Annotated in this window: 19 protein-coding genes; 9 read left to right on the forward strand and 10 right to left on the reverse strand. The window is 36.1% G+C overall.

Annotated elements, in window-relative coordinates; genetic code table 11:
- Positions 1 to 877 precede the first annotated feature (877 nt).
- Entirely contained in the window at positions 878 to 5572 is a 4695-nt protein-coding gene (locus ACHRV3_RS16990; RefSeq protein WP_395435436.1) for a T9SS sorting signal type C domain-containing protein, read from the forward strand.
- Positions 5573 to 6049: 477 nt separating this feature from the next.
- On the opposite strand, the gene bioB is transcribed toward ACHRV3_RS16990, so the two are convergent.
- From bioB to ACHRV3_RS17005, 3 genes are all read right to left on the reverse strand, one after another.
- Positions 6050 to 7138: a biotin synthase BioB gene (gene bioB, locus ACHRV3_RS16995; RefSeq protein WP_395435435.1), complete on the reverse strand. Its 1089-nt coding sequence runs from the start codon at positions 7136 to 7138 to the stop codon at positions 6050 to 6052.
- A gap of 171 nt (positions 7139 to 7309) precedes the next feature.
- Positions 7310 to 7747 carry a hypothetical protein gene (locus tag ACHRV3_RS17000; RefSeq protein WP_047776608.1) on the reverse strand — a complete coding sequence of 146 codons (438 nt, stop codon included), beginning with the start codon at positions 7745 to 7747 and terminating at the stop codon, positions 7310 to 7312.
- Between the two features lie 116 nt (positions 7748 to 7863).
- Entirely contained in the window at positions 7864 to 8796 is a 933-nt protein-coding gene (locus ACHRV3_RS17005; RefSeq protein WP_395435434.1) for a bifunctional riboflavin kinase/FAD synthetase, read from the reverse strand.
- A gap of 225 nt (positions 8797 to 9021) precedes the next feature.
- Here ACHRV3_RS17005 and ACHRV3_RS17010 point away from each other — a divergent pair, with 225 nt between their 5' ends.
- Entirely contained in the window at positions 9022 to 11781 is a 2760-nt protein-coding gene (locus tag ACHRV3_RS17010) for a reprolysin-like metallopeptidase (RefSeq protein ID WP_395435433.1), read from the forward strand.
- Positions 11782 to 11990: 209 nt separating this feature from the next.
- On the opposite strand, the gene ACHRV3_RS17015 is transcribed toward ACHRV3_RS17010, so the two are convergent.
- Positions 11991 to 12671, reverse strand: coding sequence for a ComF family protein (locus ACHRV3_RS17015; protein WP_395435432.1), 681 nt, complete (start codon positions 12669 to 12671; stop codon positions 11991 to 11993).
- Positions 12672 to 12769: 98 nt separating this feature from the next.
- On the opposite strand from ACHRV3_RS17015, the gene ACHRV3_RS17020 reads away from it, so the two are divergent.
- The 5 genes from ACHRV3_RS17020 to ACHRV3_RS17040 all read left to right on the forward strand — a co-directional run bounded on the left by ACHRV3_RS17020 (position 12770) and on the right by ACHRV3_RS17040 (position 18579).
- Entirely contained in the window at positions 12770 to 14311 is a 1542-nt protein-coding gene (locus ACHRV3_RS17020; protein ID WP_047776615.1) for a glycine--tRNA ligase, read from the forward strand.
- Positions 14312 to 14511: 200 nt separating this feature from the next.
- Positions 14512 to 15312, forward strand: a complete 801-nt coding sequence (locus ACHRV3_RS17025; protein WP_395435431.1) for a LytR/AlgR family response regulator transcription factor — start codon at positions 14512 to 14514, stop codon at positions 15310 to 15312.
- A 174-nt stretch (positions 15313 to 15486) separates the two neighbouring features.
- Complete coding sequence (locus ACHRV3_RS17030; RefSeq protein WP_047776618.1) at positions 15487 to 15738, forward strand: hypothetical protein; 252 nt, start codon at positions 15487 to 15489, stop codon at positions 15736 to 15738.
- Positions 15739 to 15832: 94 nt separating this feature from the next.
- Complete coding sequence (locus tag ACHRV3_RS17035) at positions 15833 to 17884, forward strand: ATP-binding protein (protein ID WP_395435430.1); 2052 nt, start codon at positions 15833 to 15835, stop codon at positions 17882 to 17884.
- On the forward strand, positions 17881 to 18579 hold the full coding sequence (locus ACHRV3_RS17040) for a response regulator transcription factor (RefSeq protein ID WP_395435429.1): 699 nt from the start codon (positions 17881 to 17883) through the stop codon (positions 18577 to 18579). Before ACHRV3_RS17035 ends, ACHRV3_RS17040 begins: the two co-directional genes overlap by 4 nt.
- 62 nt (positions 18580 to 18641) lie before the next feature.
- Here the strand turns inward: ACHRV3_RS17040 and thiL are convergent, their stop codons facing one another.
- Positions 18642 to 19688: a thiamine-phosphate kinase gene (gene thiL / locus ACHRV3_RS17045; RefSeq protein ID WP_395426390.1), complete on the reverse strand. Its 1047-nt coding sequence runs from the start codon at positions 19686 to 19688 to the stop codon at positions 18642 to 18644.
- A gap of 194 nt (positions 19689 to 19882) precedes the next feature.
- Here thiL and ACHRV3_RS17050 point away from each other — a divergent pair, with 194 nt between their 5' ends.
- Both ACHRV3_RS17050 and ACHRV3_RS17055 read left to right on the forward strand, forming a co-directional pair.
- Positions 19883 to 20362, forward strand: a complete 480-nt coding sequence (locus tag ACHRV3_RS17050) for a DinB family protein (protein WP_047776624.1) — start codon at positions 19883 to 19885, stop codon at positions 20360 to 20362.
- A 57-nt stretch (positions 20363 to 20419) separates the two neighbouring features.
- Entirely contained in the window at positions 20420 to 20917 is a 498-nt protein-coding gene (locus tag ACHRV3_RS17055; RefSeq protein WP_395435428.1) for a DinB family protein, read from the forward strand.
- Positions 20918 to 20999: 82 nt separating this feature from the next.
- On the opposite strand, the gene ACHRV3_RS17060 is transcribed toward ACHRV3_RS17055, so the two are convergent.
- The 5 genes from ACHRV3_RS17060 to ACHRV3_RS17080 form a co-directional block, all read right to left on the reverse strand.
- Positions 21000 to 21962 (reverse strand): helix-turn-helix transcriptional regulator, encoded by a 963-nt coding sequence (locus ACHRV3_RS17060; RefSeq protein WP_395435427.1) that lies wholly within the window; start codon positions 21960 to 21962, stop codon positions 21000 to 21002.
- 343 nt (positions 21963 to 22305) lie between these two features.
- Positions 22306 to 22500: an addiction module protein gene (locus ACHRV3_RS17065; RefSeq protein ID WP_395435426.1), complete on the reverse strand. Its 195-nt coding sequence runs from the start codon at positions 22498 to 22500 to the stop codon at positions 22306 to 22308.
- Positions 22501 to 22781: 281 nt separating this feature from the next.
- A complete protein-coding gene (locus ACHRV3_RS17070; protein WP_047776629.1) occupies positions 22782 to 23396 on the reverse strand; it encodes an outer membrane beta-barrel protein in 615 nt (204 codons plus the stop codon).
- Positions 23397 to 23657: 261 nt separating this feature from the next.
- Positions 23658 to 25454, reverse strand: coding sequence for a translation elongation factor 4 (gene lepA, locus ACHRV3_RS17075; protein ID WP_047776631.1), 1797 nt, complete (start codon positions 25452 to 25454; stop codon positions 23658 to 23660).
- A 207-nt stretch (positions 25455 to 25661) separates the two neighbouring features.
- Positions 25662 to 26333, reverse strand: a complete 672-nt coding sequence (locus tag ACHRV3_RS17080) for a hypothetical protein (protein WP_395442781.1) — start codon at positions 26331 to 26333, stop codon at positions 25662 to 25664.
- Positions 26334 to 26336: the final 3 nt, after the last annotated feature.

Consider the following 26336-nt stretch of genomic DNA (forward strand, 5'->3'; position numbering starts at 1 on the left):
AGCTGGAGGTAAATGATTGAGAGGTGAATCATTGGCTTTAGCCGAAAGATCCGGGGTATAATTCGGCTAAAGCCATAAAATCATGAACTACTTGTAATCCTCCAGCTGAAGCAGGAGGCTATTCAAAAAGGTACCTTTGCAAATATTTTAATTTTTATTAGAAATTTACATTATTATAATTCAGAAATAGGGTATAGGGGGTCTAATTTCAAACATAAAACAACTAGCAACTTAAATTAATTAATTCAAGCCGCAGGTTCTCTTATCTCTAAAATGAAACAAGTTATTAGGATTGTCAAAAAAAGTCTCACGCAGATTTTAGCAGATTGAAAAAAATCCGCAGAATCTGCACAATCTGCGTGAAAAAAAAACATTTGATTCGATGCGATTATTTTTTGGGTTAGCTACATCAATGATGCAAGACAGAATGTTTTCTTTTTCATGGCTTGAAAATCTCATTTTTTTATCAGTAAATAAAGACACTCGACAAAATGCGCTTTTTGCCGATGAACTACCATTTTTAAAGGAGAATATGCTGTTTTTATATCAACTCATAATTATTTAAGTGTCTAATTCTTACAATTTTATGTGAAATATTTTGTTGTCTTGTAAATAAAATTGTACCTTGTTGCTATGCTTGTACGACAAACGTACCTATAAGCCCGACGAAGTACATCTCTTTTCTGTTTTTCTCTGCCAAAATATTGATTGCTATTTTAAATACCACAAATTAAAAAGCAGCATTTTAGTATTTTTTTTGCTTTTAATTATAAGTTGATTTTGATAGTCAAAATTATTTTTTGAGGTATTTAGAGTTTCATTTTAACCAAACGTCTGTTTGGTTTTAATTTTTCTTTTTAACTTAAAAAGTAGTGCGATGAAAAAAAAATTACCAGCTTTCCCGCTTCAATTTTTAATGCATTGTTTTTCTCAAAAGAAGCTGCATTATAAAAAAACATCATTTCTAAAGGTAAAACTCTCCTTTCTGTTTTTATTTGTTTTTGGCTCTTTATGGGCGCAACCCCCTCACACCTTTACGGCTGATGGTTCATTAGTAGTTCCGGCTGGAATTACTTCAATGGATGTACAAGCTTGGGGTGGTGGTGGAGCTGGAGGAGGAGCCAGTGGAGCCGGATTATTAGCTGGAAGAAGCGGCGCTGGTGGTGGTGGTGGTGCTTTTGCACACGGTGCTATCACAGTTGTGGCAGGAAATACCTTGGCTGTTAAAGTGGCAGGAGTAACGACTGGTACAACAGCTACCGGTGGTAATGGCGGAAGTTCTACGATAACTGGTTTTGAAACTATTCTCTTAGCGGTTGGTGGACATGGAGGTGTTGCGAATACGGCAGGAGGAGCACCAGCCGGAGGTGCCGGAGGGTTAAATACGGCTTCGTTTGGTTCAATAACAAAAACCTCTGGTGTCACAGGGGGAAATGGTGCTTCTGCTCTATTAAGTCTAGGACTCTCTTCGGGAGCCGGAGGAAAGGGAGGTGATACCGGAGGAGGTGCCGGAGGAGCTGCTCTCAGCAGTCTTTTATTGGGTAATGGCCCCGGAAATTTTGGAACTCCTCCTGGTGGAGGGGGGAGTGGAGCAATGAACTCAGCGTCGGGCGGCGCTCAGAGTGGCGGTAATGGCGCACGTGGCCAGGTTATCGTTACTTATACTTGTCCAACTTATAGTATTACAGGAATTTCAGGAGCAGGTGTTTGTAATTCGGTTGGGAGTACTTCCGTAATAACGGTAACTTCCAGCGCAGCTTCTTTACCTATTGGAGTTTATACAGTAACATATAATCGAACTAATCCCACCGGGACTGCACTTACTGCAGCTATGACGGTTACCTCTGCAGGAACGGGGACTTTTACAGCAGTTGGTTTGACTACTATAGGAACAAGTACAATTACTGTTACCAATCTTACATCGGGAGTGTGTTCTTCAAATATTGCGGCAAACAATACAACAAATGTAATTGTTTCTGCAACAACTGTTGGAGGAACTATAAGTGGCGCAAAAACAATTTGTGCAGGAGCTACAAGTGGTTTGTTAACTTTGAGTGGATATACCGGAACCATTTTAAAATGGCAATCATCAGGTCCATTTGGAACGTGGGATGATATTGTTAACACAACTACAACTTATACGTCAGGACCACTTACTGAAACGATAGATTTTAGAGCCGTAATTCAAAACGGTTCTTGTGCTGCTGTAAATTCTGCTACCGTTACTATAACGGTCAGTCCCTTACCACAGGGAAGTTTAACAGCCAATGGTCCGTTTTGTGCAACGGGAGCTGGACAATTAACTTTTACGGCAACCGCAGGAACAGGTCCTTATACAGTAGTCTATCAGGAAAATGGTGGTGCGAATCGTACGCAGACTAATGTGACCAGTGGTACCGCTTTTGCGACTTTTACAACTCCTGTTACGACCTCTACGACTTATACGTTAGTTTCTGTAACAGGGGCTGATACTTGTGCGCGAAGTTTGGCATTTACAGGGGGCTCGGCAACAATAACAGTTAATCCTTTACCCCAGGGTAGTTTAACAGCCAATGGTCCGTTTTGTGTTACAGGTTCAGGGCAACTAACATTTACGGCAACAGCAGGTACTGGTCCGTATACTGTAGTGTATCAGGAAAACGGAGGCGCGAATCGTACGCAGACTAATGTGACCAGTGGTACCGCTTTTGCGACCTTTACAACTCCGGTTACGACTTCTACGACTTATACCTTGGTTTCCGTGACAGGAGCAAATAGTTGTGTTCGAAGCTCCGGATTTACGGGAGGCTCGGCAACAATTACGGTTAATCCATTACCTCAGGGTAGTTTAACAGCTAATGGTCCTTTTTGTGCGACGGGAGCTGGACAATTAACTTTTACAGCAACTGCAGGAACAGGTCCTTATACAGTAGTCTATCAGGAAAATGGTGGCGCCAATCGTACACAGACTAATGTGACTAGTGGTACTGCTTTTGCGACTTTTACCACTCCGGTTACAACTTCTACAACGTATACTTTGGTTTCTGTAACCGGAGCTGATACTTGTGTTCGAAGCTCCGGTTTCACGAGTGGTTCGGCGACAATTACGGTCAATCCACTACCACAAGGTAGTTTAACAGCCAATGGTCCTTTTTGTGCAACGGGAGCTGGACAATTAACTTTTACGGCAACCGCGGGAACAGGGCCTTATACAGTAGTTTATAAAGAAAATGGCGGAGCAGATCGTACGCAGACTAATGTGACCAGTGGTGTTGCTTTTGCGACTTTTACCACTCCGGTTGCGACTTCTACAACGTATACTTTGGTTTCCGTAACAGGGGCAGATACGTGTATTCGAAGCTCCGGCTTTACTGGTGGTTCGGCGACAATTACGGTTAACCCATTACCTCAGGGTAGTTTAACGGCCAATGGTCCTTTTTGTGCAACGGGAGCTGGACAATTGACTTTTACAGCAACCGCGGGAACAGGTCCTTATACAGTAGTCTATCAGGAAAATGGTGGTGCCAATCGTACACAGACTAATGTTACCAGTGGTACTGCTTTTGCGACTTTTACCACTCCGGTTACAACTTCTACAACGTATACTTTGGTTTCTGTAACCGGAGCTGATACTTGTGTTCGAAGTTCAGCATTTACAGGTGGTTCTGCTACTATCACAATAATTCCACAACCAACTGCGCCCGTTAATGGAGGAATTACTGATCCAACATGTCTAACGCCGACAGGTACGTTAGTTTTAAATGGATTGCCCAATATGAGTAATTATACGATAACGCAAAGCGGTTCTTTCCCCAATACTTATGCGGGAGGTGCTGGCCCTGATCCAACAACATATACAATTACCGGACTTGCACCCGGAACCTATAATTTTATTGTTCAATATAGTGGTAGTTGTGCTTCACCACCCTTATCGAATATAGTTATAAATCCGCTTGTAACAAACACTTACACTACAGCAGGAGGCTGGTCGGGTGGAACGCCAACAATAAATCATAATATTATCTTTGCTGACGATTATGCGACAACAGGAGATATAAACAGTTGTACCTGTAAAGTAAATGCAGGGAAAAAAGTGACCATAAATGCATTAAACACGCTAACGGTAACTAATGCATTAACTGTTGATTCAGCACCGGGAACGGAATTACTGTTTGAGAATAATGCAAGTTTAGTTCAGGCAAATGATAATCCGTTACTGAATTCGGGCTCTATTAGTTACAAACGTACAGGTAAACAGATTTTTATATATGATTATATTTATTGGTCAACACCGGTGAGTCCACAAAAATTAGTGGATGTGTCACCCTTAACGTTATCCGATAAATATTTTAGTTTTAATGGAACAAACTGGGTGATGACCAGTTCCAATACCGAAATGATAATTGGTAAAGGTTATATTATTCGTGGACCTCAAAGTTATTCAAATACGGTAAGAGCCGATTATACAGCTCAATTTGTTGGCGCTCCAAACAATGGTGCTTTGTCCGGAGAAACAATGGATGCGGGTAACTTTTATTTAATCGGAAATCCATATCCTTCTGCTCTGGACGCGGATCTTTTTTTACCTGCAAATTCTTTTCTGGATGGAACTATCTTTTTCTGGACCCATAATACGCCTATAGGTAGAGTAGGACCATATAAATACAACGCAGATGATTATGCGAGTTATAATGTTGTTGGAGGTGTAGCAATATCTGCAAAAAGTGATCCCGGGCATACGGATAATCCGGCTACGGATGCCGGGGTTAAACCAACAGGTAAAATTGGGGCAGGACAATCTTTTTTCGCCACAACAGTTAGTGCCGGAACGGTTGCTTTTACTAATGCAATGAGGTTGGGGGGTGCGGATAACAGTCAGTTTTTTAAAATAAAAAATACTTCAAAAAATACCGATTTAGAGCGACACCGCATATGGCTTGATCTGGAAAATGAGGAAGGAGCATTTAAACAATTGCTGATTGGTTATGTGGAAGGAGCAACAAACGGTCATGATAATAGATTTGATGGTGTAACACTTGACGGAAATCCGTTTTTGGATTTTTATAGTATTAACAGTAACAAAAAATATGTTATCCAAGGGCGTGCGCTGCCTTTTTTAGACACCGATACAATTCCTTTGGGATATCGTTCTGCAATTGTAAGTGATTTTACTATTTCTATAGATGATTCCGATGGGAATTTGGTACATCAGGCCATTTATATCGAAGATAAAATAACCGGACAAGTACATGATTTAAGAGAAAGTGATTATAAGTTTTCAACCGGAATAGGTGTCTTTGACGATCGTTTTATATTGCGTTATGTCAACAAATCATTGGGAGTTGGCGAGTTTGAAAATAAAGGAAAAGAGATTATTGTAAGCGCAAAAGATAAAATAATCAATATCAATGCTTCTGAAAGTACAATTAGTGAGATTCTTATTTTTGATGTAAGCGGAAATATGATTTATAAAAAATCAGCGATTAATGATCCGACTTTTCAAATTGTAAATTTAAAATCTCAGGATCAGCTTCTTTTTGTAAAAGTTAAGTTAGAGAATAATACAGTATCAATTAAGAAAGTGATGTTTTAAAAGCTAAAACGAGTGTGATGACTTGTTTTTCTTGCAGAGTCGCAGTATTGTAAAGAATCAAACTTTGCGTTTCTGCGACTTTGTGAGGAATAATTTTCAGGTTCAAAGATACAGAGGCAGAGTGAGACAAAGGTTAAAAAACTTTGAAACTCCTTTATAGTTAAAACAAGTTTTTAAATACCTTTCCTAAATAAAGGTTTCTCTTTGTCAGACTGAGCGAAGTCGAAGTCAGACAAAGAGAAAAAACTTTGCGTTTTCGCGTCTTTGCATGATTAATCAAAAAAACGCGCTTTATTAATACTGATGAACGTAACAGGGGAAGATCCTTCCTTAGTCAGACTTGATACAATTGTAAAATTTGTAAATAGAATCAAATTTCGAGATTTTTCCTTCTCATTTTCCTAAATAAAAAAATTGCTTTTGACGATAAGCCAAAAGCAATTTAAAATAGTATTTGAGATTTATAAAATCTTTTTATTAAACTTTTGCTTTACCTGAAGCTTCAAGATTTCTTTCAATGCTATGCCCCGGTCTTGACCATTTTGGTTTTTCACCCAGTTGGACAAATTGAGAGTCAGCTGCTTCAACCGTTTTAGGTTGCGAAACTTTTGTAAAAGGTTTTTGTGGATTCAATCCTAATAATTCGAACATTTTCATGTCTTCGTGAACATCAGGGTTTGGTGTAGTAAGCAATTTATCTCCGGCAAAAATAGAATTTGCTCCGGCAAAAAAGCACATTGCCTGTCCTTCGCGACTCATATTGGTTCTTCCTGCAGACAAACGAACTTGTGTATCCGGCATTACAATTCTTGTTGTAGCAACCATACGAATCATTTCCCAGATTTCAACTGGTTTTTCATCTTCCATTGGTGTTCCTTCAACTGCAACCAAAGCATTAATTGGCACAGATTCCGGTTGTGGATTTAAGGTAGAAAGCGCTACTAGCATTCCTGCTCTGTCTTCAATACTTTCGCCCATTCCAATAATACCTCCACTACAAACCGTAACATTGGTTTTACGAACATTTTCGATAGTTTCTAAACGGTCTTCAAAACCACGGGTTGAAATAACATCTTTATAATATTCTTCAGAAGTATCTAAATTATGATTGTAAGCATATAAACCAGCTTCTGCCAGTCGTTGTGCCTGATTTTCGGTGATCATACCCAAAGTACAACAAACTTCCATGTCCAGCTTATTGATAGTACGAACCATTTCTAATACCTGATCAAATTCTGCTCCGTCTTTTACGTTTCTCCAGGCAGCTCCCATACAAACACGAGATGATCCGCTTGATTTAGCACGCAAAGCCTGAGCTTTTACCTGACTTACACTCATTAAGTCGTTTCCTTCAACTCCGGTGTTATAACGCGCAGCTTGTGGGCAATAACCACAATCTTCAGGGCATCCTCCTGTTTTAATAGATAACAGTGTAGATACCTGTACTACGTTTGGATCATGGTTTTGTCTATGAAGTGTTGCTGCTTCATACAGCAAGTCCATCATAGGTTTATTATATATTGCGATTATTTCGTCTTTTGTCCAGTTGTGTTTCGTAATGCTCATTGATACATTTTTTTGATGCTCCAAAAGTAGTTAAATTGTTCTAATCAACCAATGATGTGTTCTGTAAATGAATATTTGATAGGCATTTTCAAAAAAGAAACACTCTAAAATCATAGAATTATATTTTTTTATGATTTTAGAGTGCTAAAATGTTTGTTTTACTTTGAAAAATTAATCGGCTACATACTTGTTATTCCAGTATAACATCATCATTAAAGTGACGATAACCGACGATGCGATCCCTTCAAACAATAAACAGATACAGTAAGTTGGTACTGAGGGATTTCCTCCAAACATAAAAGTCTCTGATAATGTTTTAACATAGGCATCTCCACCTCTTGCATAACTATAAACTAACAGCCCGAAAACGCTCATTGCGACACCAACGACAGAGGTTGCCATCGCAGAAACGGCATTCGAAACAAAGTTGGTTTCTCCTTCGTGAAGGTTCATTCGCATGGTTTTATTTACGCCATAAAATATAAAAAACACATTTAAGGTTCGTAAATAGAATAAATGGGCTAAACCTAATACATTCATCAATAAAAAATAAACGCCAATTCCAAGGAATATCAAAAAACCGTTGGTTATTTCTTTAGGTAATTTCATAATGGTTATTTTTAAAGAAGTTAATAGTAAGCGATTGACAAACAGAGTTGTATATCAAATTTACTAAAAAAATAACTACGATGATTTAAAAACGATAAAAAGTATAAGAGGAGTTTCTAAAGCTGATTGATAAAAGCTAAAGCATTTGTTTTATCCTGATTGAGCTGCTCTTTGAGTAAGTCAACAGAGCCGAATTTCTGTTCTTCGCGAAGATAAGTTAGCAAAGAAATTTCTATTTTTTTACCGTAAATATCAGCATCAAAATCAAAAAGATGCACTTCTATGGTTTGTTTGTCCCCGTTTACAGTGGGGTTAAAACCGATATTCATCATTCCAAAAACTTTTCTTCCATTATAGAATGTTGTCTGAACGACATAAACACCATTTTTCGGGATTTTTTTATAATCTTCCTCAATATGGATGTTGGCAGTGGGGAATCCGATTGTTCTTCCGAGCTGTTTTCCTTTTACAACTTCACCACTTAAAAAGTAATTATAACCTAAATATTCGTTGGCCAAAGTAATATGACCTTCGTCTAAAGCTTTTCTGATTTTGGTTGAACTTACCGAAACATCCTGAATTTCCTGAGCCGTAATTTGTTCCACTTCAAAACCATATTCTTTTCCAAATGCAATCAGATCATCAATATTGGCCGTTCGGTTTCTGCCAAAGCGATGATCGTGGCCAATGATTATTTTTTGAATATGAAATTGATCTACTAAAATAGAATGCACGAATTCTTCGGCAGTTAATCTGGAGAAACTTTCGTCAAACGGATGTATTACCAGATTTTCAATTCCGGTTTGCTCCAGAAGTTTTGTCTTTTCAGCAATGGTATTCAATAGTTTTATTTCCGATTTTTCCTGCAGTACCATTCTGGGATGCGGAAAAAAAGTAAGCACTAAACTTTCGTATTTTCCATTTTCGGTATTTTGAGTAATTCGTTCCAGAATTTTTTTATGACCAATATGCACACCATCAAAGGTGCCAAGAGTTAAAATAGTTTTCTTGGTTGACCGAAAATCGTTTATAGAATGAAAAAGCTTCAAAGCAAATTATTTAAGATGCTGCAAATTTATACTATCTATTTTAAATTTGATACTCAGCTCAATTGATTTTTTTAATGAAATTGAGTGTCTTTTTGTGAAAAGAGCAAGAGTCATAGGTAAAAAAGGGAAAATCACTTTATTAATGTAGGAATTCACTACACGTATGGAAGCGAAATTTTAATTTAATTAGCTTATCTTTGATGTTTAAAAAATACTTTTGAATTTATGAAAAAACTACTACTTTTTATATTGATTCTTTTTTATAGTGCCGAAATCAATGCGCAAAGCGATGTTTTATGGCAAAAAGTAAGTTCAGCTTCTAATCTTGGTAGAAAAGTAACGGCTGATGATTCAGAAAAAATGTATTTCAAATTAAACTCAGATTTTCTGAAGACAAAGCTGTCCACTACCACCGATAAAAAAGCAAAAAGTACTACTACTGAAATTACTTTTCCAAATTCGAACGGAGTTTTAGAGCGATTCTCTGTTTGGGAGTCATCGAATTTTGATCCTGAATTACAGGCAAAATATCCGGACATTAGGGCATATGAAGGTAATGGGATCGATGATAAATCAGCAAAAATTCATTTTAGTGTTTCTCCGGACGGAGTACAATCTATGGTACTACGCGCAGAAAAAAATCCCGAGTTTGTAGAAAAGAACCCGGATAATAAAACGCAATATGTTGCTTTTACTTCAAAAAACAGTCTTTCAAAATCAACACTGATTTGCTCTACGAAAGAATCTACAGCTAATAAAAAAACAGCTAATAAGGCCAATACTGGAAAGAGCAGTTCAAATAATAAAGTTTTCAAAACATTGCGATTGGCTTTGTCATGTACGGGAGAGTATACTACTTTTTTTGGAGGGACAAAACAAGGTGCATTAGCAGGTATGAATGCTACTTTAACAAGAGTTAATGGTGTTTTTAACAGAGATCTCGCCATTAAAGTAATTTTGATTGCGAATAATGATGTCCTTATTTATACGGATGCGAATACGGATCCTTATTCAGTTGCTGATGTAGGTGCTGAAGGAGCCTGGAATCAGGAGATTCAAACTACGTTAACCAATGTTATAGGTAATGACGGTTATGATATCGGACATTTATTTGGTGCTTCAGGCGGAGGAGGAAATGCTGGTTGTGTAGGTTGTATTTGTACGAATCCTACAAGCTCTGAACCATTAGGAAAAGGGAGTGCTTATACTTCGCCTTCAAATAAAAAACCTCAAGGAGATACTTTTGATATTGATTTTGTGGTTCACGAATTTGGACACCAGTTAGGAGCCGAACATACTTTTTCGTTTGATGGCAGTCAGAGAACAAATGTTAATGTAGAGCCCGGTAGTGGTTCTACAATTATGGGATATGCCGGGATTTCTAAAGGTTACGATGTGCAAAACAGATCAGACGATTATTTTGCCTATGTTAGTATTTTGCAAATTCAGAATGTGCTTTCAACTGCGAATTGTGCAGTGAGTTTGCCTTTAACCAACAATCCGCCAACGATAAGTGCGGGTCCAGATTATACTATACCAAAAGAAACCGCCTTTATTCTAAAAGGAACAGGTTCTGATCCGGATGGAGATACAGTAACGTATTGTTGGGAGGAAAATGATGTTGCAAGCATTACAGCTGGAGAGACCAGTATAGCTTATCCTACTAAACCGGATGGACCTTTGTTTCGTTCTTTTTTACCGGTTACGTCACCAATTAGGTATATGCCCCAGCAAAATGATGTGTTGAACAATAAATTAACATCTACATGGGAATCCGTTTCTTCTATAGCAAGAACCTTGAATTTTACTTTAACAGGGCGTGACAATGCTGCTCAGGGCACAGCGCAGACTAATACGGATGCTATGGTTGTTGTTGTGAATGCTAACGCAGGTCCCTTTGCAATTTCGTCGCAAAATACAGACAATATCGGTTGGATAAATGGTAGTCTGCAAACGATAACCTGGACGGTTAATAATACAAATACTTTAGCGGGTTCTTCCAATGTTAATATCAAACTTTCAACAGATGGGGGATTGACATTTCCAATAACTTTAGTATCAAATACGCCAAATGACGGTTCGGAAACCATTACTGTTCCTGCTGATCTTAAGGCTACCGCTTGCAGGTTATTGATCGAGCCAACGGCTAATATTTATTATGCTGTAAATAGTAAACAGTTTGCAGTAGGATACAACACTGTTGCAAATACAAATACGTACACTTTTGCTGCGCCAATTGTAATTCCGGATAACGATTTGGTATATACTACAAGAATAATTACGGTATCTGCTCCTACAGGGAAAAATACGATTACGGCAGGATTAAACGATGCTGACAGTGCTGCTAAAAAAACAGTGACTACTGCTGATGCAGCTGAAATTCTTGATGTAGATTTGAATATTAATTTTACGCACTCTTTTTTATCCGATGTTCAGATAAGTATAAAGAGTCCAAAAGGGACGATAGTTCCATTGTTTGATGGAGGTTGTGGTAGTACTTCAAACACCTTATCTTTAAAATATGATGATGCAGGTGCTGCTCTTTCTTGCGGAGCAAACACCTTGCAAATCGTTGTTCCGGCAGGTAAATTAAGTGCATTCAATAAAGAGAGTCCTTACGGAGACTGGACTTTAATGGTTCGCGATATTGATGTCGGAGAAACAGGAACCATAAATGCTGCATCGATTACAATTAAGACTCAAAAATTTACATTAGGAACGGACAAGGTTGAGGCGCCTATTGATTTTGTTCTTTATCCAAATCCAAATAAAGGTAGTTTCACGATTCAATTTTTATCGGAATCAGGTTCAGGAATTAACGTTTTTGTAAATGATATTTTGGGAAGAACTGTTTATTCAAACTCTTTTGCAGGATCGGCTATTTTTAATCAAAACATTCAACTTGCAAATGTGTCCTCAGGGATTTATCTGGTAAGTGTTATTGATGGCAACCGAAAAACCGTTAAGAAAATAGTAATCAATTAAGGTAAAATCTTTTTAACCTAAACGGGACTGCTATTCGAAATTTAAATCAGTATTGGACTATATTTAATCTGTTTTTTTATTTTGTACAAGGTCTTTTTTGAGCTTGTAGGGGGTAAAACATAAATTAAGATACCTACAAGGTCAAAAAAGAGCTTGCAGGAAAATAGGAATGCTTGAAAATAAGCAGTTTAATAATCAAACTTGGTTTTTTAGTGTGCGATTGCCATACAGACAATGCTGATTTTTACGCCCGGAATTTTTAATAAGGCCCGGGAACAAGCCTCCAGTGTCGCTCCTGTGGTAAGAACATCATCGACAATTAAAAAGTGTTTATAATGGTGTTCTTCTGAAAAATGTACATCAAATATATTTTCGATATTCTCTGAACGTCCGGAAAGGTTCTTTTTGGATTGTGTTTTAGTGTATGTTTTGCGGTAAAGAATAGTATCGTCATATGGAGTGTCTAAACCTTCGGCCAAGGCTTTTCCAAAAGTTGTGACCTGATTATAACCTCTTTCTTTAAATTTTCGTTTGTGCAGTGGAACCGGGATCAGAGCATGAAAAGGGATTTCTAATGGTAGTTTCTTCAGATCTTCGGCGTACCAATGCCCTAAAACAGTTCCAATTTCTTCTTGTGCCTTGTATTTTAGATTGTGAATGAGTTCCTGAACGATCCCTTTTTTATTGAAATATAGAAAAGCGGAAGCATGCTCGATAGCAATTTTTCCGTAAAATTTCTTGACCGCTTCATTTTGAGGATCTAAATGATATTGTGTAAGTGGTAGTTCATGACGGCATTTGGTGCACAAAACAGATTCATAAGTCATTAAAACGCTGTGACATCCGGCGCAAACTTTAGGAAAAAACAGGTCAATAATATAATTAAACACAAATAGAAAGAATTTAGTTACAAAAATAACGAAATCAATCCTTCAAACTTTATTATTTTTCTTTTTTTTAATGGTACTTTTTATATTTTTGCATCACTATGGCAAAACAAGAAGATTTATTTAAGAATGTGGTTTCGCACGCAAAAGAGTACGGATTTATTTTTCCGTCAAGCGAAGTATACGATGGATTGAGTGCAGTATATGATTATGCACAAAATGGCGTCGAGTTAAAAAAGAATATTCGTGAATATTGGTGGAAATCAATGGTTCAGATGAATGAAAATATTGTCGGCTTAGATGCTGCAATATTGATGCACCCTACGACCTGGAAAGCTTCAGGCCACGTTGATGCCTTCAATGATCCATTAATTGACAATAAAGATTCGAAAAAAAGATACAGAGCAGACGTTTTGGTTGAAGATCATGCTGAAAAGATCAATCTGAAAGCCAAAAAAGAAATCGAAAAAGCAAAAGCTCGTTTTGGGGATGCTTTTAATGAAGAAGAATTTATTACAACTAATGCACGAGTGGTTGAATATCTTGCAAAAGAAAAAGAAATTCGTGAAAGACTTGGACGTTCTTTGGGCAATGGTGACCTGGAAGATGTAAAAGCTTTAATCGAAGAATTGGAAATCGCTGATCCTGAAACAGGTTCCAGAAACTGGACAGATGTAAAGCAATTTAACCTAATGTTCGGAACCAAATTGGGAGCTTCTGCAGAATCTGCAATGGATTTATATTTGCGTCCGGAAACGGCTCAGGGTATTTTCGTGAATTTTGCCAATGTGCAAAAATCTGGTCGTATGAAAGTTCCTTTTGGAATTGCTCAAACGGGAAAAGCCTTTAGAAATGAAATTGTAGCAAGACAATTTATTTTCCGTATGCGTGAATTTGAACAAATGGAAATGCAATTTTTTGTACGTCCGGGTGAAGAAATGCAATGGTACGAACACTGGAAAACAACACGTTTGAACTGGCATTTATCTTTAGGATTAGGAAAAGAGAATTACCGTTTTCACGATCACGAAAAATTAGCGCACTACGCTAATGCAGCGGCTGATATTGAGTTTAATTTCCCTTTCGGATTTAAGGAATTAGAAGGAATTCACTCTCGTACAGACTTTGATTTAAAAGCGCACGAAAAATTCTCAGGAAGAAAATTACAATATTTTGATTCTGAATTGAATGAGAACTACGTGCCATACGTAGTAGAAACTTCAGTTGGTTTAGATCGTATGTTCCTGGCGGTTTTTGCAACTTCATTGCAAGAAGAAACTTTAGAAGATGGTTCTACAAGAACGGTTCTAAAATTACCGGCAGTTTTAGCGCCAACAAAAGCAGCTGTTTTACCATTAATTAAAAGAGACGGTTTGCCTGAAATTTCTAAAAAAATCATCGAAGATTTAAAATGGGATTTCAATGTAGCGTATGACGAAAAAGATGCAGTAGGGCGTCGTTACAGAAGACAAGATGCTTTAGGAACTCCATTTTGTATTACAGTAGATCATCAGACTATCGAAGATGAAACGGTTACGATTCGTCATAGAGATACGATGAAACAAGATCGCGTGAAAATTGCTGAATTAAGAGCCATCATTGAGAACGAAGTTTCAATGAAAAACTGGTTAATGAAGATGTAATTTTTCAAATAGAAATATAAAAATCCCAAATTCCACATCAGGAATTTGGGATTTTTTTTAATTTAGACCTTGTATTTCATCGGACATATAGGTATTTTATCTTTATGTTTTAACATTTGTTGGTAATGTGTTAACAATGAAATGTTTATGCGTTTGTAATTCGTAGCTTTAATTGTAGATAGAATCAAGACATTCCGATATTGAAAAAGTATTCGTATATTATTATTGATGATGACACTGAAAGTATTTTGAAAACCAGAACTGTTGCAGCTGGTTTTTCGGACTTAACTTTTGTGGGATCAGCTGTGAATTACCAACAGGGATTAAATCTGATTTTGCAACACAAACCCGCTCTTGTCTTTTTAGAAATTGATCCTAAAGACCCTTTAAGCAAGTTATCGCTTTATTTTATCAATGAATTGTACCGGTATTTATCGATTATTCCTAAAATAATTATTACCACTTCAAAAACAGAATGGGCCTACGAAGCAATTCAATACGGTGTTTTTGATTATGTACTGAAACCGGTTTTGGAGATTGACTTGCAGAAGCTTATTTTAAAATTGAATAAAACCACTTTGGTGACAGAATTAGTCAGTACAAGAAATGATAGCTCTGCTCCGGTTTGTGCTCCCGCTAAGGACTGCGAGAAACCGCTTGTTATTTGTATAAAGTCATATGGTGATTATCGTTATCTCAATGCAGAAGATATCATCTATTTTCAGGCCGATAATAATTCAACAGACATCTACCTTAATACAGGTGAAATGATAACGGCTTTTAAAACGCTTAAACATTTTGAGAATGTTTTATCTTATCCTTTTTTCCGAATTCACAACAGTTATATCGTTAATCGGAATTATGTGGCACGCATTCATAGCGGAAACTCAGTTTGTTACATAAAAAACACGGCGAAAAAGATTCCTTTCTCAAAAACATACAAATCAAATGTTGATTTAATAATCTCGGATTTTAGTATAGGGAATTATTTAGAGGTCTAAAAATTAAGTGTTTACGTTGATTTGGTGTCTGTTTACTATCAATTGGGTATGTTTCACCACAAACTAATTTTTTTGTGCAATTTTTTTTTGATTACGGGCTTAGTTTTACACCGTGGTTCTTTTCTAAGAATCACATGCCCCAAATAAAAAACATAAACTAAAAAAATCAAGATCATGAAAAAAGCAGCTCTAACAATCGGATTATTATCTTTAGTAATGGTAGTAACTTCTTTTACTACTCCGGACGAAGTAAACAATGCAGCCGATACAGATGTAAACATTATCAACCCAATAGACGGTACTTCAATGGGAAGGCGTAAGAGTGATGTTAACGGACATGAAATGCAAATGAATGTAAATGCGAATCAATCCGGGAGTTTTACTACAGATAACCAGTCAACACGTGCGAATGTGAAATTGGATTAAAAAAAATAAAAATACAAGAGAAGGCTGTCAATTTTTTGACAGCCTTTTTTTTAGCCTATAGTTTTAGTATTTTTGATGAAACTCAAAGACACTATTGAAAAATAATTACTTAATATTATTCCTTCTCTGTATTGTTTTTTTTGGCTGTACCAAGAAAAACAAAAGCGATAAAAATGTCAATTTATCAGAAGATAGTCTTGCCACTTATTTATCATTGGCAAATGATATCAACCTGCCTTTTAACTACAAACAAGGGTACAATAAGAAGGCTTTTGCCATTGTTATAAATCAGAAAAATGATTCGCTTAATAAAGTTAATCTTTTTAAAATTGCCAATCGATATTATAACATGAGTGATTGGGTTTCTTATCTTGAAACCACAGAACTAATTTTAGATCGGTCAAGAAGCTCGCGGGATTCGCTTAATATGGCTAAAGCGTATAGTTATCTGGGAGATTATTATACGGTACATGCAGTTACAGACAGTGCCTTTTTGAATTATTTCAGAGCAGAAAAGGTGTATCTTAAAATTAACGATCACTATAATTTAGCCAAAACTTTTTTAAGCAAAGCAACACTTCAGTACAATGAAGGTGATTATTTTGAAAGTGAGATCAACATTTTTAAAGCACTTCGGATTTTAAAGCAACAAAAAAATGTGAACGACCTGCTTTATGATTGTAATAACTTGCTTGGCATCTTATATAATGAAAGGGAAGAGTATCGAAAAGCGCTTGAATTCCATCAGAATGCATTACGCATTCTTGCAGATAAATCAATTCCTGCGGACTTTCAGTTAAAAGCAACCTCATTGAATAATATTGGGTTTGTTAATTTAAGAATGCGCAATTACAGTAAAGCAAAAGTATATTTTATAAAAGGTCTTGAGGAGAAAAATTTATTCAGGGAGAATACCATATTGTATACCATTATATTAGATAATCTGGCGTATTCTAAATTTAAATTGCAAGAGTCGGATGGACTTCCGGGACAGTTTTTTAAAGCATTAAAAATTAGAGACAGTATTGGGTTAAAATCAGGTGTTGTGTTGAGTAAAATACATTTGTCTGAATATTATGCTTTTAAGAAAGACACTTTTAGAGCAATTCAATATTCTAAACAAGCACTGGTTTTGTCGCGTAGTTTAAAAAAAATCAGAGATATCCTCGAAGCGCTGAAACAAATAGAAGTAGTGGATCCTAAAAATGCTTCTGTTTATACTAAAGAATATATCCGATTGAACGACCGAATGTTGAAGGCGGAACGAAAAATGGGAGAGAAGTTCTCCAGAATTGAGTATGAGACCAATGAAATAAAAGACCAAAACTCGAATCTTCAGGAGAAAATTAAAACCTTAGTTTATGTTTTTAGCATCTGTACTTTGATTGGTTTGGTTTTTTATGTTTACAAAACCCAAAAAGCCAAAAACAGGGAGTTACTTTTTAAACAACAACAGCAAATTGCAAATGAAGACATCTATAATTTGATGATTTCACAGCAAAATGATATTGAAATGACTCGCATAAAGGAAAAGAAAAAAGTGGCTCAGGAGTTACATGACGGTGTTTTGGGAAGAATGTTTGGTGTTAGGATAAGTTTGGATAGTCTGGATAAAATAGAGGAAGCTGATGCGTGCTTAAAAAGAAAAAAATATTTGGCAGAACTTAAAAATATCGAGGAAGATATACGGGAAATTTCGCATGATTTAAATAGAGAAAAATCCGAATTAATTAATAATTTTGTCTTGATTTTGAACAAGTTGTTTGAAAATCAACAACAGACCTACCCTTCTAAGTTGGTTACTGCTTTTGATTCCCAAATCAAATGGGAACTGGTCAGTAATGCTGTGAAAATTAATCTGTACCGGATTATCCAGGAAGCACTTCAGAACTGTAATAAATATGCGCAGGCAGAAACGATTACAGTTGAATTTAAAAGCGAGATAAATCATCTGGCCGTAGCTGTTTTTGATGATGGAATTGGATTTAATGTAAAAAGAACCAAAAACGGAATCGGATTGCACAACATCGAATACAGAGCTGCAGAATGTAAGGGAACCGTAACCATAAAATCTGCCAAAGGAGAAGGCACGCTGCTTTTGGTAAAAATACCCATCGATCAAAAAATTAACCTACAAAAGAAATGACAGTTGACCCAAACACTACAATTTCACAATTAAGTAAACAAAATATTTTAATTGTTGATGATCATCCTTTTATTATTGAAGGATACAAAAATGCGATAACGCGTTACAATACCAAACAATATGAGTTCATTATTGCACAGGCTCATGATTGCAGATCAGGATATGATTTGATAGAAAATAGTACAACACCAAATTTTGATGTTGCGTTTTTAGATATTAGTATGCCGCCGTATGAAGAAAAAGATATTTTTTCGGGCGAAGATCTGGCAAGATTAATCGCAAAGAAAATGCCGCATTGCAAGATTGTTTTGCTAACGATGTATACGGAATTGTTGAAAATTAAGACGATTATCAGAACCATAAACCCCAATGGTCTGATTATTAAAAACGATCTTACTTTTGATGAATTGCTGTTTGCATTTGACAGAGTGATGAAAAATGAAAAGTATTACAGTCAGTCGGTACAAAAAATGCTGAATCAGTCGCCTCATAATTCGATTGAAATTGATGAATTCGACAAGCAAATTTTATTTCATTTATCAAAAGGAACTTCGGTAGCAGACATGCCACAATACATTCCGATTTCTATAAACGCCATAGAAAAAAGAAGAACGAATCTAAAAGAGCTTCTCAAAATAAAATCCGGATTGGATGACGATTTGGTAAAAGAAGCTAAAAGTAAATCGCTTTTTTAGAAACGAAAGCAAATAAAAAACGACATCTTTTGGATGTCGTTTTCTGTTTAAAAAGCTTTTATCTATTCGCTTAAAGCATCCCAACCGCGGGCCTTTAAAGCAATTTTAGTATTGGCACGGGTTACCAAATGAATTCCTTCACTTTCTTCAGCCATATGGCCGATGATAGAAAAATTCGGATTCCCTTTTATTTTTTCAAAATCATTGATGTCAATGGTAAATAATAATTCATAATCTTCACCACCATTAATCGCAACGGTTGTGCTGTCAATATTAAATTCTTCACAAACATTAATAAATTGCGGGTCTAATGGAAGTTTGTCTTCGTAGAGATTACAACCCACTTTAGATTGTTTGCATAAATGAATAATTTCTGAAGATAATCCGTCAGAAATATCAATCATAGAAGTTGGTTTGATTTCAAGGGCGTGTAACAGCGTACGAACGTCTTTTCGTGCTTCAGGTTTTAACTGGCGTTCGATTAAATAAGAGTACGCGTCTAAGTCAGGCTGACTGTTTGGATTCACCTGAAAAACCTGTTTTTCTCTTTCTAAAACCTGTAATCCCATATATGCCGCACCAATGTCACCGGTCACCACTAAAAGGTCGGTTTGCTTGGCTCCGTTTCTATAAACGATTTCATCCTCATTAGCTTCACCAATGGCAGTAATGCTAATAATTAGTCCTTTTTGCGATGAGGTGGTGTCTCCGCCAATAACATCTACTTTATATTCTTTTGCAGCGTGTGTAATCCCTTCAAATAATTCTTCTAAGGCTTCTAGTGGGAAACGGTTAGAAACAGCCACAGAAACCGTTATTTGAGTTGCTTTGGCGTTCATGGCACAAATGTCAGATACATTTACAACGACTGCTTTGTATCCTAAATGTTTTAAGGGCATATAAGCCAAATCAAAATGAACTCCTTCAATTAGTAAATCGGTAGAGACCACTACTTTTTTGTCTTTAAAATCAAGAACTGCGGCATCATCACCAATACTCTTTAAAGTAGATTCCTGGATAACATCGAAGTTCTTGGTTAAATGTTCAATTAAACCAAATTCACCTAATTGCGCTATACTGGTACGTTGCGGATTTTTATCTTCTATCATTTTTCTATGTTCCAATGTTTTTAAGCTGCAAAGGTACAGGTTTTATTTAGATTTATTTTGACCGCGTATCGGCGATAAAAGGTGATAAATAATAAAAAATTACAAAAAAGAATAAATTTTATTTTCCTGCTGACAAACTGTTGTCACCAGCCCGTTTTACTTTTGAAGTACTAAATAATTAAAACTTTAAAATCATGAAAACATTAGCAGCTCAAGTTATTACTCCGGAAGATTTGTTGAAACACTGGCAAGGACATCGTGCATTGACACGTCACGTAATCGAAGCTTTTCCTGAAAAAGATTTCTTCGAATTTTCAATAGGAGGAATGAGAACCTTCGCAAAATTAACAGATGAACTTCTGTCTATTGCAGTTCCGGCTCTAAAAGGAATTGTAAACAGAGAAGTTTCGCCTTATAGTGAACCAGAAGAAAAATTGATTTTTAAAGCGCAATACCTTGAAAAATGGGATGAGGCTACCGCTGAAATTGATAAATATTGGCAAGAACTGACTATTGAAGATTTTAATGACACGTTTAATCTTTTTGGTCAGTACGAATTCCCGATTATTCACAATGTTTTGTATTTTATTGATAACGAAGTACATCATCGTGGACAAGGATACGTTTATCTTAGAGCTTTAGGAATTGAACCTCCGTTTTTCTGGGAAAGATAAAAGAATAATTCTTATCTTTCTTTAGTTCAAATAGTTAATAAGTAAAACGGCAATATTATGAGCTTTAAAAATATAATAACCAATTATGCGGAATACAATTTGTGGGTAAATCAACAATTTGTAAACTGGCTTTCTACAAAATCGGATGAATTACTTCAAAAGGAAGTTCCGTCAAGTTTTTCAAGTATTAGTAAAACACTTAATCACATTTGGGCAACCGAAGAGTATTGGTATTCCGTTATAGCCGAAACTGCTGAATTTGATAAAAGAGAAAATCAGGAGTTGATCACGGAGGAAATATTCAAAGGATTGCTAAACAGATCAACCCGGTTGGCTGAATTTATTAAGTCGTTATCTGAAGAACAATTATTGAAAAAAGTTAAAATCGAGAACCCTTGGTTCCAATGCGAATTACCAATTAGCGATTATTTGCTGCAAGTGGTCAATCATGGCACGTATCACAGAGGTCAAATTGTAACTATGGGACGAAATATTGGGATCACTGATGCAACAAATACAGATTATAATTTTTACAATGTTGTAAAAGTGCAGTAGTTATTATAGAAGATTATAGTTGATTCATTTTCAAAAAACGAAGAAAAAACTCCTCAGGCACCTATGCTTTTGAGGAGTTTTTTTATAAAAGTCTTTTTTTATTAATTTCCAGTAATTCCAATAGGGTTGTTTTTAGCAGTTCGGGTTCCAGTATTTTGGCATAATCCCCGAACATCAAATACCAACGCGCAAAACCATTTTTGATATCACGGGACATAAACGTCATTTCGATTTGTCCGTCGACTTCTTTTTCAGAAACGTAACCATGGTATTTTTGTTCATGTCGAAGGTGGCCGACAACTTTTTTTGAAACCAGAATGCGGACTTTTGTTGTGGTATTGGAGTGCTCTTTTTTTGTTAAATAAGTTTCTAATGGACCATGTTCGATCGTGAATTTGAGCTCTGTCTTTTTAATTCCCTGAATTCGATCTGTTCTAAACTGGCGATAATCCTTTCGTAAATGGCAATATCCCAGAAAGTACCAATTATTATTTTCATGAAAAATACCTACGGGTTCTATATTTCTATCGCTTGCTTCTTCAGATTCTACTGTTTTGTATGATAATAGAATTTGTTTTTTTTCGGCTATACTCTCAAACAGTGGCGCTAGCGTATTAGGAGAATTGTCATTAAATAAAGGCTGTGCGGTATGCATCAAAATTTTTGATTCGATGTTCGAAAGCCAATCCTTGTCTGTACTTCTCAAAACCGATTTTAACTTATACATCGCCGAGGCATAATGGCTACCAAGAGAAGGATCGGTAAATTTCTGCATTAGTTTTTCGGCAGCGATAAAACTGCTGACTTCTTCACGTGTAAACATAACGGGAGGTAGTCTGTAACCGTCCATTAACGCATAACCAACCCCGGCCTCACTGTAGATTGGTACTCCCGATGCTTCCAGAGTTCTAATGTCGCGGTAAATGGTTCGAAGACTACAATCAAAACGATCCGCCAATTCCTGTGCTTTTACAATTTTCTTAGATTGCAATTGAATCAGTATGGCAACAATACGGTCAAATCGTTTTGGAGTTTCGTCGAGCATTTTTTTGAAGGTTCTAAGGTTCTGAGCTGCTGAGGTTCTAAGACTCAAAGATACAGTTCAAAAACAGAAAACCCAAAACTTTCGCTACTGGGTTCTCATTATTTATTTCGGTTTTTCCATATTTCAGGATTTCTTGAAGTGTGAAAAATAGCGAAAATCAGTATGGTTTTTTCTATCTCGTTTATAGTATAGTGGATTAAGAAGGGGAATTTTTCGATTTTTTTACAACGTATTTCATTGTATTGGATTCCTAAACCTTTTGATTACGTTTCATACCATTCAATAGTCTCTTGAATATTTTTAAATGCATATGTATCTATCCTTAGAATATAACTCAATTGAATTAAAGCGTTTTAGAAACTTCTTCCCAGTTTAATAATTGCTCAGGATCGGACTTAGCTTTTGCCATTCTGTCCAGCACTATTTTTTGATGTTCAACAGGAATAGCCACATCTTCATTCCAAATGGTATCATTGAGTTTCAATCGGTCCTTGGGAGATAGTTGTTTTGCATCCTCAATGAGTTGATCGACATTCAAATCTATATTTAGTTTTATGGTTTGTATATAGACAAAGTTAATGTAAAAATAGATGGGTATATTAGGCTTTGAATTTTTTGAATGTCGAAGTGATTGAACTGCTTTATAGACAGTAAATAGCGGGATATTTTGCAAAAGTGTGATATAAGAATTAATGAACTTCTTTGTTTTCTAAATTTAAAAAACCTGACAACTTTCGCTATCAGGTTTAGAGGTTTATTATTTGGTCTTTGTATTTTCGAAAGAGTGAGTGCTTTCTTTTGAGTTTGTAATTAAATGATTTAGAATCTGTAAAGCACTCCAAATTTTGGTTGATCAAAAATGTTCTCGAATAAATTGATGTTTAATTGAAATGTATCCGAACTAGGTCCGTTTTCCGGAGAAACGGTGTTGTAGGACAAGAGATTTGCCAGTGTGAAAGTTACCGCGATGTTTTTAGTTAGAAAATAGTTTAAACCAATGTTAATATTAGCGGTAAGGCTATTACTGTCATTTGAACCTGTTGGAGACTCTACTTTGTTTCTGCCATAACCCAAACCGGCTTCGCCATAAGCTTTAAACCGTTTTTTATCTAGTTCTAAGAAATAGTATCTGGCAAAACCACCTATTCCAAAAACATTCGTTTTGATTCCTGTTGATTCGAATTTGTTACTGGAAAAGTTTACTTGCCCTCCAACGGCAAATTTGTCATTCAGTAAGTATCCGAATTTGGGATTTAGAGCATAATAATCCTGATCTCCGCCTGTGGTAATTTGTATGGAGCCTTCAATAAACATATCTCCATGTTTAAAGGTGATGCCTTTCGCTGAATTCATTTCTGAATCAACCTGATCCTGTTGAGCATTCGCAAAATAAAAAGTAAATAGCGCTAAAATAAGTGTGATTCTCGTTTTCATGTTATTAATTTTTTAGTTACTAATACTAAAAGTAGCTTTTTTCCTCCAACATATTACTTAAAATTGCTGATAATCAGCTTTTTGAGCATTTCACATAATGATTTATGAGTTTTTTCTGACGATAAATATTTGGAAATTGCAACCCTTATCCGTTTGTATATAAGTACTGATAATTAGCTGTTTAAAACAAAAAAACCTGACAACTTTCGCTATCAGGTTTTATCTATATTCTATTCTCTTTATTCTATTTTCTAAAAAAAACTAGTCGTTCAATTTCAAAACAGCCATAAAAGCTTCTTGAGGAATCTCAACGTTTCCTACTTGTCTCATACGTTTTTTACCTTTTTTCTGTTTTTCAAGTAATTTACGTTTACGTGAAATATCTCCACCATAACATTTTGCGGTAACGTCTTTACGAAGCGCTTTAATAGTCTCACGAGCAATAATTTTAGCTCCAATTGCGGCTTGAATCGGAATGTCAAATTGTTGTCTTGGGATTAATTCGCGTAATTTCTCGGTCATTTTTTTACCGATGTTGTAAGCGTTGTCTTCGTGGATCAATGCAGAAAGAGCATCAACAGTTTGTGCATTTAAAAGGACATCCAGTTTTACTAATTTAGAAGTTCTCATTCCGATTGGAGAGTAATCAAAAGAAGCATACCCTTTAGAAACGGTTTTTAAACGATCGTAAAAATCGAATACAATTTCAGCCAAAGGCATATCAAAATTCAATTCAACACGTTCTGTTGTCAAATACGTCTGATTGGTGATTGCACCACGTTTTTCGATACATAAACTCATTACGTTTCCTACGAAATCAGCTTTTGTGATGATAGTAGCTTTAATAAACGGCTCTTCAACACGATCCAATTTAGATGGTTCGGGTAAATCCGATGGATTGTTTACAACGAAAGGAGTTTCCGGATCTTTTTTGGTGTAAGCCAAATACGAAACGTTAGGTACTGTAGTAATTACAGTCATATCAAACTCACGCTCTAAACGTTCCTGGATAATTTCCATGTGAAGCATTCCTAAGAATCCACAACGGAAACCAAATCCTAAAGCGGCAGAACTTTCAGGAGTAAATACTAACGAAGCATCATTCAATTGCAGTTTCTCCATAGAAGAACGCAAATCTTCATAATCTTCTGTGTCAACAGGATAGATTCCGGCGAAAACCATTGGTTTTACATCCTCAAATCCTGTAATCATATTAGTAGTTGGTGTTTTAGCATCGGTTAGTGTGTCACCAACTTTTACTTCTTTGGCTTCTTTAATTCCAGAAATTAAATAACCAACATCACCGGTAGAAATAACACTTTTTGGAACTTGATTTAGTTTTAAAGTTCCTACTTCATCAGCAAAATATTCATTGCCTGTAGCCATGAATTTAATTTTTTGCCCTTTTCTGATTTCACCATTTACAACTCTGAAGATTACTTCAATTCCACGAAACGGATTGTAGTGTGAATCAAAAATCAATGCTTGTAACGGTTCATCAACATTTCCTTTTGGAGCCGGAATCTTTTCGATAATAGCTGCCAAAATGTTTTCAACACCAAAGCCTGTTTTTCCTGAAGCATGAATAATATCCTCTAATTTACAACCTAGCAAATCAATAATATCATCACTAACTTCTTCAGGGTTAGCACTTGGTAAATCTACTTTATTCAAAACCGGAATGATTTCCAGGTCGTTTTCTAAAGCTAAATATAAGTTTGAAATCGTTTGTGCCTGAATACTTTGTGCAGCATCCACAATCAAAAGCGCTCCTTCACAGGCTGCAATAGATCGGGAAACTTCATAAGAAAAGTCAACGTGACCGGGAGTGTCAATTAAATTTAAAATATATTCTTCTCCTTTATAGGTGTATTCCATCTGAATAGCGTGACTCTTAATGGTAATTCCACGCTCACGCTCCAAGTCCATGTTGTCAAGCAATTGTGCTTTTTCTTCACGAGCTGTTACCGTTTGTGTGGCGCCAAGTAAGCGGTCTGCCAATGTACTTTTACCGTGGTCAATGTGTGCAATAATGCAAAAGTTACGTATCTTCTTCATTTTAATATGTCAATTCTCTAAACGAGTTTAAGTAATTTTTGTTTAAAATCTGCGCCAGAGCAATTGCCTTAGAGCATGTTATTAAAGCGCAAAGATAGCGCAAAGTTTTGGATTCTGGAATCGTTGTCGTTTGATAGTTGAATTTATACTAATAACTAAACCCGGCGGGTTTTTAAAACCTGTCGGGTTTGCAATTTAAAAATGATACTAAAGTTTGTAATTATAACCCAATTGTATATAAAAAGGGACCATTGGTTCCGTTTTAAAATCCTGAGATATCACTTTTCCTAGTCTTAAAGTGATGTCGTTTCGATGAAAAGAATAGCCGCCTTGTATTCCGTAATTCGCATTTCCTCCTGTTGACGGTTCGTACCACCCGTCTTTTACAGCCGGATATACTTCCCGATATATTTCGGTATGTTTAAAATGGGTGACGATGGCTTTGTCAAAACCCAATTCTATTGCGGTAAACCATTTAGGTTTGTAATAGCCGATAACGACAGTTGCATCAGCACCAAAATTCTGCAATGTTACCAGAGGATTTTCATAACGGCGATAAATACCATGCAAAGAAGTATTAAAATGAAAATTATTGATTTGATACACATTGATTTGCCCACCAATTTTGGACTTAAAATCATCAAAAACAGTTTCGCCTGATGGAATAGAAAACGAAGCGTCAACAACAATAGGTAGTTTGGTTTTAAGTTTATAGCCATATGCAACTCCATAAACCAGACCATGTTCCCATCCGACAGTCGCATTTAGGAGGTGTTTTTCTTCTTTTTTTAGATTTTTCCAGTTAATGGTTTGGGCGAGCGTTGTCGTAAAACTCAAAAGCCAGAGCAGTATTGCAATAATTAGTTGTGTCATTCTCATTTT

The organism is Flavobacterium sp. FlaQc-49 (assembly GCF_044005985.1).
GTDB classification, from domain to species: domain Bacteria; phylum Bacteroidota; class Bacteroidia; order Flavobacteriales; family Flavobacteriaceae; genus Flavobacterium; species Flavobacterium cupriresistens.

Bases quoted from the DNA above. Each gene is read 5' to 3' on its own strand.
- ACHRV3_RS16990 (WP_395435436.1), top strand. From the start codon at position 878: ATGAAAAAAAAATTACCAGCTTTCCCGCTTCAATTTTTAATGCATTGT.
- bioB (WP_395435435.1), bottom strand. From the start codon at position 7,138: ATGAGCATTACGAAACACAACTGGACAAAAGACGAAATAATCGCAATA.
- ACHRV3_RS17000 (WP_047776608.1), bottom strand. From the start codon at position 7,747: ATGAAATTACCTAAAGAAATAACCAACGGTTTTTTGATATTCCTTGGA.
- ACHRV3_RS17010 (WP_395435433.1), top strand. From the start codon at position 9,022: ATGAAAAAACTACTACTTTTTATATTGATTCTTTTTTATAGTGCCGAA.
- ACHRV3_RS17020 (WP_047776615.1), top strand. From the start codon at position 12,770: ATGGCAAAACAAGAAGATTTATTTAAGAATGTGGTTTCGCACGCAAAA.
- ACHRV3_RS17030 (WP_047776618.1), top strand. From the start codon at position 15,487: ATGAAAAAAGCAGCTCTAACAATCGGATTATTATCTTTAGTAATGGTA.
- ACHRV3_RS17040 (WP_395435429.1), top strand. From the start codon at position 17,881: ATGACAGTTGACCCAAACACTACAATTTCACAATTAAGTAAACAAAAT.
- thiL (WP_395426390.1), bottom strand. From the start codon at position 19,688: ATGATAGAAGATAAAAATCCGCAACGTACCAGTATAGCGCAATTAGGT.
- ACHRV3_RS17050 (WP_047776624.1), top strand. From the start codon at position 19,883: ATGAAAACATTAGCAGCTCAAGTTATTACTCCGGAAGATTTGTTGAAA.
- ACHRV3_RS17055 (WP_395435428.1), top strand. From the start codon at position 20,420: ATGAGCTTTAAAAATATAATAACCAATTATGCGGAATACAATTTGTGG.
- ACHRV3_RS17060 (WP_395435427.1), bottom strand. From the start codon at position 21,962: ATGCTCGACGAAACTCCAAAACGATTTGACCGTATTGTTGCCATACTG.
- ACHRV3_RS17070 (WP_047776629.1), bottom strand. From the start codon at position 23,396: ATGAAAACGAGAATCACACTTATTTTAGCGCTATTTACTTTTTATTTT.
- lepA (WP_047776631.1), bottom strand. From the start codon at position 25,454: ATGAAGAAGATACGTAACTTTTGCATTATTGCACACATTGACCACGGT.
- ACHRV3_RS17080 (WP_395442781.1), bottom strand. From the start codon at position 26,333: ATGAGAATGACACAACTAATTATTGCAATACTGCTCTGGCTTTTGAGT.